This window comes from Marinobacter changyiensis (assembly GCF_009193265.1).
Taxonomy (GTDB): domain Bacteria; phylum Pseudomonadota; class Gammaproteobacteria; order Pseudomonadales; family Oleiphilaceae; genus Marinobacter; species Marinobacter changyiensis.
In genome coordinates this window covers 85245-97496 of record NZ_VZZZ01000008.1, presented here as the reverse complement: position 1 = coordinate 97496, position 12252 = coordinate 85245, and the positions used below count along the sequence as shown (strand labels likewise).

10 protein-coding genes are annotated in these 12252 nt (G+C 56.0%); 6 read left to right on the top strand and 4 right to left on the bottom strand.

The window, feature by feature from the left end; translation table 11 throughout:
• Entirely contained in the window at positions 1-315 is a 315-nt protein-coding gene (locus F6Y09_RS19195) for a DUF2782 domain-containing protein (RefSeq protein ID WP_152208559.1), read from the bottom strand.
• 86 nt (positions 316-401) lie between these two features.
• Between F6Y09_RS19195 and polA the strand changes: the two genes are divergently transcribed.
• Both polA and F6Y09_RS19185 read left to right on the top strand, forming a co-directional pair.
• Entirely contained in the window at positions 402-3140 is a 2739-nt protein-coding gene (polA, locus tag F6Y09_RS19190) for a DNA polymerase I (RefSeq protein WP_152208558.1), read from the top strand.
• A gap of 250 nt (positions 3141-3390) precedes the next feature.
• On the top strand, positions 3391-3753 hold the full coding sequence (locus tag F6Y09_RS19185) for a hypothetical protein (protein WP_152208557.1): 363 nt from the start codon (positions 3391-3393) through the stop codon (positions 3751-3753).
• 68 nt (positions 3754-3821) lie between these two features.
• Here F6Y09_RS19185 and F6Y09_RS19180 read toward each other — a convergent pair whose 3' ends face one another.
• The 3 genes from F6Y09_RS19180 to F6Y09_RS19170 form a co-directional block, all read right to left on the bottom strand.
• Positions 3822-5207: an OmpP1/FadL family transporter gene (locus tag F6Y09_RS19180; RefSeq protein WP_152208556.1), complete on the bottom strand. Its 1386-nt coding sequence runs from the start codon at positions 5205-5207 to the stop codon at positions 3822-3824.
• 145 nt (positions 5208-5352) lie between these two features.
• Positions 5353-6474 carry a PilT/PilU family type 4a pilus ATPase gene (locus tag F6Y09_RS19175; RefSeq protein ID WP_152208555.1) on the bottom strand — a complete coding sequence of 374 codons (1122 nt, stop codon included), beginning with the start codon at positions 6472-6474 and terminating at the stop codon, positions 5353-5355.
• Positions 6475-6527: 53 nt separating this feature from the next.
• Complete coding sequence (locus F6Y09_RS19170; RefSeq protein WP_152208554.1) at positions 6528-7562, bottom strand: type IV pilus twitching motility protein PilT; 1035 nt, start codon at positions 7560-7562, stop codon at positions 6528-6530.
• Positions 7563-7670: 108 nt separating this feature from the next.
• Here F6Y09_RS19170 and F6Y09_RS19165 point away from each other — a divergent pair, with 108 nt between their 5' ends.
• The 4 genes from F6Y09_RS19165 to F6Y09_RS19150 all read left to right on the top strand — a co-directional run bounded on the left by F6Y09_RS19165 (position 7671) and on the right by F6Y09_RS19150 (position 12135).
• Entirely contained in the window at positions 7671-8378 is a 708-nt protein-coding gene (locus F6Y09_RS19165; RefSeq protein WP_152208553.1) for a YggS family pyridoxal phosphate-dependent enzyme, read from the top strand.
• A gap of 60 nt (positions 8379-8438) precedes the next feature.
• Positions 8439-9281 (top strand): pyrroline-5-carboxylate reductase, encoded by an 843-nt coding sequence (proC, locus tag F6Y09_RS19160; protein ID WP_152208552.1) that lies wholly within the window; start codon positions 8439-8441, stop codon positions 9279-9281.
• A gap of 82 nt (positions 9282-9363) precedes the next feature.
• Positions 9364-9948: a YggT family protein gene (locus F6Y09_RS19155; RefSeq protein ID WP_152208551.1), complete on the top strand. Its 585-nt coding sequence runs from the start codon at positions 9364-9366 to the stop codon at positions 9946-9948.
• A 222-nt stretch (positions 9949-10170) separates the two neighbouring features.
• Positions 10171-12135 (top strand): dynamin family protein, encoded by a 1965-nt coding sequence (locus F6Y09_RS19150; protein ID WP_152208550.1) that lies wholly within the window; start codon positions 10171-10173, stop codon positions 12133-12135.
• Positions 12136-12252 lie beyond the last annotated feature (117 nt).

The window sequence follows — 12252 nt, the reverse complement described above, 5'->3', positions numbered from 1 at the left end:
CTACCACCGGAAGATGACCCAGCTGGGCACCAGTATCTGAGGCTCATCCTGCCGAATCCATCCACCTCCGTCAGCGGGCACCAGGTAATATTCCAGGCCGATCGATGGCACCACCTTGATCTCTACCAGTTCACCATTTACGCGATATTCGTAGATGGTCGAGTCCTCCCCTGACCGGATAATAATCTGGGGTTCGAGGGGGTCCGACTGGTAATCCGACACCACCACAGGCTCTCTTGGCAACTCAGCTTCTTCCGCCGTAACCGGGGCTACGGCCAGGCACATCAGAACAAGCAATCCGGCGGCACTTTTCATTTTCGTGATAACCTTTGCGTTCAACTATGTACCCAATATTGCACACGGTAATTCACACTTCAATCTGAACCCAGGCCCGATTTGATATGAGTCAGCAGCAAACTCCTCCGATTGTTCTCGTGGATGGTTCATCCTATCTATTCCGCGCGTTCCACGCGCTGCCACCCCTGACCACCAGCAAAAACCATCCCACCGGTGCCATTAAAGGTGTGATCAGCATGATCCGCCGCCTGGAGCAAGACTTTCCGGCCTCCAAAATCGTGGTGGTGTTCGACGCCAAGGGCAAAACGTTTCGCAATGATCTTTACCCTGAATACAAGGCCCACCGACCGCCGATGCCGGAAGACCTCGGCTGTCAGATTGCTCCTATTCACGACATCATCAAGGCCATGGGGCTTCCGTTGCTGATCGTTCCGGATGTCGAAGCTGATGACGTCATCGGTACTCTTGCCCACGAGGCCACCAGCAAGGGTATAGAAGTGGTTATCTCGACCGGCGACAAGGACATGGCACAACTGGTCAGCGACCACGTCACGCTGATCAACACCATGACAGAAACCCGGATGGACCGTGAGGGTGTGATCAGCAAATTCGGCATTGCACCGGAGCAGATCGTGGACTATCTCGCCCTTATAGGCGACACCGTCGATAACATTCCTGGCGTTAATAAATGTGGTCCGAAAACGGCGGTCAAGTGGCTCCAGCAATACGACAATCTCGACAACGTGATGGCCAATGCCCACGAGATAAAGGGCAAGATTGGTGAATATCTGCGAGAGGCGTTAGACAAGCTGCCATTGAGCCGCCAATTGGCGACCATCAAAACCGACGTGGAGATGGATTTCGGCATTCAGGAACTGAAGCTGGCACCTCAGGATGACCAGAAGCTGCTGGAGCTGTTCAAGGAATACGAGTTCAAAAGCTGGGTCGCGGAGCTCAGCCAGGCCCCATCCGCTACCGAGACCAGCGACCATGCGCCCTCCCGTGACGACCCCTCCAAGCCCGCCCGGGTTGAGCGACACTACTCGGTCATTACCGATCAGGGCGAGCTGGACCAGTGGGTGAAACGGCTTGAGACAGCACCACTGTTCGCTTTCGATACCGAGACCACCAGCCTGAGCTATATGAAGGCCGAGATCGTGGGGGTGTCATTCGCTGTTGAGGCTGGCGAAGCGGCCTATGTGCCCCTGGGCCACGATTACATGGGCGCCCCGGAACAACTCGACCGCGACGAAGTACTCAAACAACTCAAGCCCTTGCTTGAAAACCCGGACCGCCCAAAGCTCGGCCAGAACCTGAAATACGATAAGAACGTGCTGGCCAACCATGACATCTGCCTGGAAGGCATCGCCGAGGACACCATGCTGGAATCCTACGTGCTGAACTCCGTAAGCTCCCGGCACGACATGGACAGCCTGGCGTTGCAACATCTTGGCGAGCAAACCATCACCTTCGAATCCATCGCCGGGAAGGGCGCCAAGCAGCTGACGTTCAATCAGATCGACCTCGCTCAGGCCGGCCCCTATGCGGCTGAAGATGCCGACATCACGCTACGACTCCATCAGGTGCTGCGGCCAAAGCTGGCCGAAACCGGCAGACTCAAGGCGGTTTATGAAGAGATTGACCTGCCGCTGGTCCCGGTACTGTCGCGCATGGAGCAGCGCGGGGCGCTGATTAATGCCGGCACGCTGAGGCGCCACAGCCAGGAGTTGGCTGAGCGTATGGCAGAGCTCGAAAAGGAAGCCTATGACCAGGCCGGCGAGACCTTCAACCTGGGTTCCCCCAAGCAGCTCCAGGCCATTTTCTACGACAAACTTGGCCTGCCGGTCATCAAGAAAACACCCAAAGGCCAGCCTTCCACGGCAGAACCCGTGCTGCAGGAACTTGCTCTCGACTACCCCCTGCCCCGGGTGATTCTCGAGCACCGCAGCCTGAGCAAACTCAAGTCGACCTACACTGACCGGTTGCCGGAAATGATCAACCATCGCACGGGCCGCGTCCATACCTCCTACCATCAGGCGGTCACTGCCACCGGGCGCCTGTCCTCCTCCGAGCCCAATCTGCAGAACATTCCCATCCGAAGCGAGCAGGGTCGTCGCATCCGGCAGGCCTTTGTGGCGCCCGAGGGATTCAAGTTGATGGCGGCGGATTACTCCCAGATTGAACTGCGCATCATGGCTCACCTGTCCGGCGACAAAGGCCTGCTGACGGCGTTCGGTAAAGGCGAAGACATTCACCGAGCAACCGCTGCAGAGGTGTTCGGCACCGGGGTTGAGTCGGTGACGGCGGATCAAAGGCGCAGTGCCAAGGCGATCAATTTCGGACTGATCTACGGCATGTCGGCCTTTGGTCTGGCCCGCCAGCTTGGGGTTCCCCGAGGAGAGGCCCAGCAGTATATCGACCGTTACTTTGAGCGTTACCCGGGTGTGCTGAGGTATATGGACGCGATCCGGAAGCAGGCCCATGACGACGGTTTTGTGGAAACCCATTTTGGCCGCCGGTTGTATCTGCCGGAGATCAACGCCAAAAACAAACAAATGCAGCAGGCCGCAGAGCGCACAGCCATCAACGCACCCATGCAGGGCACCGCTGCCGATATCATCAAACGCGCAATGCTGACCGTGGAAGACTGGCTGCTACGCGAGCACGGCGAGGATGCCCGCATGGTCATGCAAGTTCACGATGAGCTGATTCTTGAGGTTCGTGAATCCATGGTCGATACGATTCGGGAAGGGCTCATAAGGAGAATGTCAGCTGCTGCGAAACTGGACGTACCACTGCTGGTTGAAGCTGGCACCGGGGACAACTGGGATCAGGCACACTGATCTGCTGCGTCGCGGGCAGTTTTGGTGCAACGCTCACCCGCCACGACCCGGTTTGGTACGTCGCTAGCTCCTGAATTGCGGTAATAATGATACCAAAGCGCCCAGAGCTGCGGTCATGATTGGCCTCCAGCTGGACAACCCATAAACGGCATGAAATTAGCAAGTACTGAGAATGTCGGTTCCTCTGACCTTGCTTATCCGGCGGGTCAGTGGGACCAGGTTATGACATTTCTTCCGTGAGGCAGTAAACATGAACTCAATGGCATCCGAACGCAGTTGGCTGCTGGACCCTGGCCTGCTCAAGCTCGTACATCAGTGCCGTCGCCTTATCCACTCCGAATTCGGAGTCAAGCTCCACCTGACAGAAGCACTTCTGGAACAACGACTTGCCACCTATGCTGAACAGTCCCGCTCCACAGACCTCTCCAGAACTTGGAAAGCCCTGAAAGAACAGGTACCCGGGCTTGAAGCCTTATCCGAGGTACCTGGCAAACGCAATTACCGAGGTCAGCAAATTGCTGATGCTATGTCGAGTATGGGCAGTGCGGACGATGAGCACGTGAATCACAAGACCAAGACCATAATCTATCGCGGACAGGTGATGACTCAATAGTGAAAAGGCCCTACCAAACCGGTAGGACCTTTTTTTACCCCGGCATATCAATAAATGAATACGCGCCCTTAAAACGATTTACTGATCTGCAGCGCAGCACCCCACGCATCAAGCTCATAGGTGCCGGAAACGTTTGATGGCCCGCCCACAGGCTCGTCTTCGAGGGTATACTCCACTTCGTTCAGATCAACATCATCGATCAGCAGGATCCCAGCCGCCACGTCTACCGTCCAGCCAGATGGCTGATCCGCATATTGCGCACCGAGGGTCAGCCAGTGACGGTCGTCGGAGGGTATCCGTGCAGTTCGGAAATTCTCATTGACCGGCGACTCATCAAACGCGTAACCCGCTTTGAACGCCCAGGCGGAAGTTGCCTGCCAGACAGTTCCCAATGAAGCCGACCAGGTGTCTCTCCAGTTTTCTGCTACGTGCCCGATAGTGCCTTCGCCACCGAATTTACGTTCGCCCAGAAAAGAGATGGTCTGATTGGGAGTACCGGCGTTGGACTGACGACTGAACACATCCAGCGCCTCGAAGCGGCTCCATTTTGCCCAAGTCGCCCCAGCCAGCAAGGTGACCGAGTCGGTGAACTGGTGCCGGGCACCAAAGGTGAGACTTTCCGGTATTTCCAGGGGCACCCGGGCTTTCTCGCTCAGGGTCTGCGTCTGGCCGGTCGGTCCGGTGGCGCCGAACACCGGCACGTTAGTCATGATCGCATCTCCGTCAAGCTCAAGCTCGGTGCCGGAGCGGAAACTCAGGCCGAAGTCAGTACGATCACTCGGGCTGTACAGGATGCCTGCGGTGAAGGTAACGGCAATATCATCACCTTCGATATCGATATAGCCCTCCTCGGACTGGCCGAGGGCGGAGAAATCCTGGAACTTGGAGAGTCTGCCGGTGGCGTACATAAGGTTGACACCAAAGCCGGCGGAAAATCCATTATTGTCGTTGAAGGCTATGGACGGGCTGAAACTGATAACTTCAAGTTCGGTTTTATCTGCATAGAAACGACCTCTGAAATCGTTATCGTAATCCGCCTTCAGGCCATAAGGTGCATGCAGGCCAAAACCGACGTCGACGGTGTCGTTCAGTTCATGAGTCACATATAGATTGGGCAACACGGCAAGAGGCACAAAATCGCTGCCATTTCCGCCCTCGACCGGCGAACCATCATAGCGGGTGGCACTGCCTTCAAAATCTCCGGTTATGTCCAGCACGGCCGCCCCAAACGACAGATTTGTGCCCTCAAGGTGACTCATGCCGGCGGGATTGAAATAAACCGTGGTGGCGTTTTCAGGATTGGCCGCTGCACCGGCATTGGCCACGCCCATCGCGCTGGCGCTCTGCTCATTCAAGGCAAAGCCGCCAGCAAACAGCGACGCTGGCGTGGTGGCCAGGACTACCGATAAAAAGCTGCACGTGCGAAAAGGTGCGCAGGATGTTTTGTTATACATAGATCCCCCTGGGTTAGGGGGCACAGTATACGCGTCGTTATACTTTAGTCTCAATTGTCAAATCAACAAATTTGCTTTACCAACCAATTGAAAATTAACGAATGTTAACTCTATCGACCGGATCTTCCAGACCTCCACCTTCGCATCAGTCGCTCTGGATCGATAACTTGTCAACGCTGGAAGACAGCGTGTCGGCACCGTGGGCATCGGCGCCCAGCTTGATCATCAGTCGCAGGTCGTTCGCCGAATCGGCGTGGGCCAGGGCATCTTCGTAGGTAATCGAACCTTCGGCATACAACTTGTACAGCGCCTGGTCGAAGGTCTGCATGCCCGACTCGCCGGACCTGGACATCAGTTCCTTGAGCTTGTGCACCTCGCCCTTACGGATCATATCCGCTACCAGCGGCGTATTGACCAGCACTTCGATAACCGCCCGCCGACCTTTGCCGTCCGGTGTCGGTATCAACTGCTGGGCGACAATGGCTTTCAGGTTAAGCGATAAATCCATCCATATCTGATTGTGCTGATCGGGGTGGAAAAACTGGATAATCCGGTCAAGCGCCTGGTTGGCGTTGTTGGCGTGGAGCGTCGCGAGACACAAGTGACCCGTTTCCGCAAACTGTACCGAGTACTCCATGGTTTGCTTGGTACGCACCTCACCAATCAGAATAACGTCCGGCGCCTGCCGAAGTGTATTTTTCAACGCCACATCAAAGCTCACGGTATCAATACCCACTTCCCGCTGGGTGACGATGCAACCCTGGTGCTGATGAACGAATTCGATAGGGTCTTCGATGGAGATAATATGGCCACGGCTGTTGCGATTACGATGACCAATCATCGCCGCCAGCGAGGTCGATTTACCGGTGCCGGTAGCGCCCACAAACAGAATCAGGCCCCGCTTGGTCATCGCCAGATCCTTGATGATCTCAGGCAGCTCAAGCTCGTCCAGCTGCGGAATCTTCACCTCGATCCGCCTCAGCACCATGCCGCACATATTGCGCTGAAAGAAAGCGCTGGCGCGAAACCGCCCGATGCCCCGGGCGCTGATGGCGAAGTTACACTCATGGGTCTCATCGAATTCGGCACGCTGTTTATCATTCATGGCACCGTAAACAAATTCCCGCGTCTGCTCCGGTGTCAGCGCGCTCTTTGTTACGGGCAGAACCTTGCCATTCACCTTCATGCTGGGCGGGACGCCGGCGGTAATAAAGAGGTCGGACCCTCCCTTCTCAACCATCAGACGAAGAAGCTTGTCGAATTCCATCAGAGCACCTGTTCCTGGACGTTACGCATTAATAGAGATCTACCAGACCTGGGCTAGAAATTATCTGGCATCTTGGCTTTCATCCGTGCCGACTCCCGGGAGATCAGACCTTTCTGGAGCAGTTTCTGCAGGGTCTGGTCCAGCGTCGTCATGCCTAGTTGGCCGCCGGTCTGGATTGCAGAGTACATCTGGGCGACCTTGTCCTCACGAATCAGGTTCCGGATCGCCGCCGTACCGATCATGATTTCATGAGCAGCGATCCGTCCGCCGCCCATTTTCTTCATCAGAGTCTGGGACACAACTGCCTGCAGCGACTCGGACAACATCGAGCGCACCATGGATTTTTCCTCGGCCGGAAATACGTCCACGATCCGGTCAATCGTTTTAGCAGCCGAAGTGGTGTGTAGAGTACCGAAAACCAGGTGGCCGGTTTCCGCTGCTGTGAGCGCCAGACGGATGGTTTCCAGATCTCGCAGCTCACCTACCAGGATGATGTCAGGGTCTTCCCGCAGTGCCGAACGCAGCGCCTCGTTGAATCCCAGGGTGTCTCTATGAACCTCGCGCTGGTTAATCAGGCACTTTTTTGATTCATGCACAAATTCGATGGGGTCTTCTATGGTCAGCACATGCTCGTATCGGGAGTCATTGATATAGTCGAGCATGGCGGCCAGCGTGGTGGACTTGCCCGAGCCTGTCGGCCCGGTGACCAGTACCAGCCCGCGGGGTACAGAAGACACGTCCTTGAAGACCTGGCCCATGCCGAGATCTTCCATGGTGAGAACCTTGGAAGGGATGGTCCGGAAGACCGCACCTGAACCACGGTTCTGGTTAAACGCGTTAACCCGGAAACGTGCCACACCGGGTACTTCGAAAGAAAAATCGGTTTCGAGAAACTCCTCGTAATCCTTACGCTGCTTGTCGTTCATGATGTCATAAATCAGCCCGTGGACTTCTTTGTGTTCCATCGGGGGCAGATTGATGCGACGCACGTCACCGTCGACACGGATCATCGGAGGGAGGCCAGCTGACAGATGCAAGTCAGACGCACCCTGTTTTGCCGAGAAGGCCAGCAGTTCAGTAATATCCATAAAATTCCTCGGAGGGCTTTCTTATTCAGACCGAAAACGTATTGGCATTTCAGTGGCCTGCGGGTAACGTGTCAGCCAGCAAACAGCCGCATTGGGCACCGGATTAACATGGCGATTAGCATAGCAGACAACCTCGGGAGCGTAACCCGACGCATACAAAAAGCAACAATGGCGGCAGGCCGCGAACCTGGCGCCGTACGGCTTCTCGCCGTCAGTAAAACCCGCTCATCCGATGACATCCGGGCGGCGGTATCCGAGGGCGTGCACGCGTTTGGCGAGAACTATCTCCAGGAAGTTCTGGACAAAATGGCTGAACTGCAGGATGTACCGGAACTGGAGTGGCATTTCATCGGCCCCATCCAGTCCAACAAGACCCGGGCGATAGCCGAACATTTTGACTGGGTACACAGCGTTGACCGCCTCAAGATTGCCAAACGCCTGAGCGACCAGCGACCCGATACCCTGCCCGCACTCAACATCTGCATTCAGGTAAATGTGGATGGCGAAGCCAGCAAAGCGGGCTGTGCACCTGACGAGCTGCCGGAGCTCGCCCGGCAGCTTGCTACGTTGCCCAGACTTTGTTTGCGGGGCCTGATGGCAATACCCGATCCCGACCAGTCAGATGCCCAGTTACAACATAGCTTCAAGACCCTGGCGGAAGCCCTCAAGGCCATGAGAGCGGACCTCCCCCAGGCGGAGGCACTGGACACGCTTTCGATGGGCATGTCCGGCGATCTTGAACTGGCCATAAAGGAAGGCGCCACCTGGGTTCGCATTGGCACCGCCCTGTTTGGAGAAAGGCCGGCGAAAAGCTGAATTGACACTATCCTGTTATCATTGACGCAATTACGTTCATTCGATCTGTCGGAGTCTATTGTGAGCACATCAGCAACCATTTCATTCATTGGCGCGGGCAATATGGCCACCGCCATCATCGGGGGCATGCTGGCTAACGGCTTCACGGCCTCCAACATCTGGGTAAGCGCACCGGATGACGATCATTTGCAAACCATCCGTCAGCGTTTCGGCGTCAGCGTGACCACCGACAACCGCCACTGCGCGCAGCAGGGGGATATGGTCGTGCTGGCGGTCAAACCCCAGGTCATGCGGGACGTCTGTGATAGTATCGCCCCGGTGGTCCAGAATACCCGGCCCTTGGTGGTCTCTATTGCTGCAGGGCTTGAAACGTCCACTCTCGATGGCTGGCTGGCCGGTGGACTGCCGCTGGTTCGGGTTATGCCCAACACGCCGTCGCTGGTCGGAAAAGGCGCAGCCGGGCTGTATGCTAATGACGCGGTGACCGCCACGCAGAAGAAGACCGTCGAATCCGTATTCAGCAGCATCGGCATTGCACTGTGGGTGGAAGAAGAAAAACTGCTTCACGCAGTGACTGCCCTTTCTGGTAGCGGCCCGGCTTACTTCTTCCTGATGCTCGAAGCGCTCGAAGAAGCCGCCACCGAGGCCGGCATTGAGAGCGCCACGGCGCGCAAGCTGGCCATTCAAACGATGGCAGGCGCGGCAGAAATGGCTGCCCAGAGCGAGTTTGACCCGGCCCAGCTCAAGCGCAATGTGATGTCACCCGGTGGAACCACAGAGCAGGCTATCAACAGCTTTGAAAAAGGCGGCCTGCGACATCTGGTTAAAGATGCGTACGGCGCCGCCTTCAAACGCTCCGGAGAAATGGCAAAAGAACTTGCCTCCCCCGACGCCGGTCGCTGATTTGTTGCTGCTCACAGGGGTGGAAATCCGACCTGGCCACCCCTACTAACCACATCATGGCTCTCAACGGAGTAACCGTTTTATGCTGTCGCAGATTCTCATTACCACGCTGCAAATTGTCTCGACGTTTTACCTGACTATCGTATTGCTGCGCTTTCTGCTGCAACTGGCAAAAGCGGATTTTTATAACCCGATCTCACAATTTGTGGTTAAAGCCACCAACCCGCCTTTGAAACCGCTGCGCAAAATCATTCCCGGCCTGGGTGCTGTGGATGGGGCTGCTCTGGTGCTGGCCATTCTGGTTCAGATGCTGGCCTTCGTGCTGATCCTGATGACTATCAGCAGTGGCATTCCAGCCATCAACCCCATTACCTTGCTGGCCTGGTCGGTGATCACCGTGCTCGGGCTGATCGTGAAAATCTATTTCTGGTCAGTGATCGCGGTCGTCGTGGTGAGCTGGATTGCTCCCGGCAGCAACCATCCGGCGATCCAGTTGATTGCACAGATTACCGAACCGGTGATGCGTCCGGTCCGCAGAGTGATGCCATCCATGGGCGGGCTTGACCTCTCCCCCATTGTCGTGTTTTTGATCCTTAACATTCTGTCCGTGGTGATCAACCACATGGCCGCCGCAGCGGGTCTTGGCAGCATTGGCGTAGCTCTGTGAGCTACGCCCCGGCTTTTACCCTGGTTACAATTCACCAACGCAAAGAAACATTCGCCACCCAAACTCCACTCAATTGATTACGATAGATTTTTTGATCATTCGCGGCCTCCCTGCTATATAGATATGTCCTGAATGTAAACAGGTTCACAGATCCCACATCAGGAATGACCTACCCTCTTCAGTTACCCGAATTGTATTCAGCGGAATAAAAAGGCCGGCGCAATGAATGCTTCAGGAAGCTTGTCTCACCAGGTTGAGGCATATCACTCATGGAAAAAGGAACTTATCCGACAAATCAGCCGGTACCGACTCTGGTTGCAGGATAACGATCTTTTTTCCGAAGACATCAGCAGCCGTATACGGCGCGGCCTTGAGCTGCTCGTTGAAGACGAACTGACTATTGCGTTTGTCGGCGAATATTCACGTGGCAAGACCGAACTGATCAATGCGCTGTTTTTCGCCGATTACGGTCAACGGATGCTGCCATCCGAGGCCGGGCGCACCACGATGTGTCCCACAGAGCTGTTTTTTGACCGTGTAGAGAATCGTAATTACCTGCTTTTGCTGCCTATCGAAACTCGCTGTGAAGACCGCTCACTGCAACAGCTGCGCAAAGATCCGTCTTACTGGACCCGCTACGAGCTGGACGAGCACGCCCCTGATATCATGCGGGACGTACTTGCGGAAGTGGCAAAGGTCAAGAGCGTCCGGCCGAATGAGGCTCGGGAGCTCGGCTTTCACGAAAGCATGCTTGAGCCTGATCACAATAGCCCCGGTCATGTGTTAATACCGGCCTGGCGTAATGCCCAGATCAGCATCCGTCACCCGTTGTTCGAGCGCGGCTTGCGTATACTCGACTCTCCGGGGCTGAATGCCTTGGGTTCTGAACCGGAACTCACCATCAGTATGCTGCCAGCCGCTCATGCCATTATTTTTCTGTTAAGCGCAGATACCGGCGTCACCGCCAGCGATATGACGATATGGAATGACTACATCGCCACCGACAACGCCGACCATCGGGCCGGTCGCTTCGCGGTGCTCAACAAGATCGACGTGCTCTGGGATGATCTCCAGGGTGAAGCGCATTTCAATGACTCGATCGGTCGCATTCAGCAATACACCGCTGACCATCTGGGCATCCGCTCCAGCGACGTCATCCCGGTGTCGGCAAAACAGGCGTTGCTGGCCCGCATCCGTCTGGATGATGAACTATTTGAGCGCAGCCATCTGGACGAACTTGAGCGGCTGATCATTGATCGCATCCTGATGCACAAGGAACAGTTGATTACCCAGAGCCTGATCAATGACCTGCTGGGCATGTTGCAAAATAGTCAGGCGGCAATGCAGTCCCGGCTGGATGGGCTGCAGGATGAACTTGATGCCTGTTCGGAAACCCGAATGGACCGTGACGCCCTCGGAAGGCTGGCAGACCGCGCCCAGAAAGATTACGAATTTTATTACAAGAAACTTATTACCCTGCGCTCCAGCCGTCGCCTGATGCAATCCCAGAGTGATATGTTGCTGGACATGGTCAGTGAAGAACGCTTTGAAGGCCATGTCGAGAAGGTTCGCGGTTTGCTGACCAAGAGTTGGTCGACAGCCGGGATGAGCCGTGCCATGAACCATTTCTTTGAGCTTATAGAGGATGACCTCAGCAACCTCATGTCCGAAGGACGTCTGGCAGAGAAGATGGTCAGCGCCATCTATCGTCGTTATAACGAAGACACCCGCGCCCGGCACCTGGAGGCCATTCCGTTACGAGCCGGACGCCATGTCATTGCCATTCGCGAGCTGCGCAAGAAAGCCAACCGTTTCCGGCGCAATCCCGGGAACATGCTGACCGAGCAGACCCTGCTCATTCGGCGATTCTTCAATGTCATGGTGGGTGAGGCCCGCACACTGCACCAACGGGTGCGCAAGGACGTTGAACGCTGGCCCGAGGAAGCCCTGCTGCCTATCATGCAGTATTCCATGGAGCAAAAGCGGCTGCTGGAGCATCAGATCCGCCGTATCCGCGATATGGTCCGCAATGACCGGGGCTCGAAAGCGGAGCGCCAGCGGCTGCAGGAGAGCATCTCTGACCTGCGTCGCCAGCTGGAACTGGCGGGCAACATGCACCGCCAGATCCGCAAACCGGCCCCAACCCTCATCCAGCAAAAAGTCGTCAACATTTCCGGCATTGCCTGATACACCAACCGGCTCCCGGGCCGGTTGCAGCTCTGCAGTCTCGCCATTAAACTGCAGGGCTGGCACGATGGCGGCTTTCGGTTCATTATCGTGGTCCAGAAAACATCAAAGCCGTTT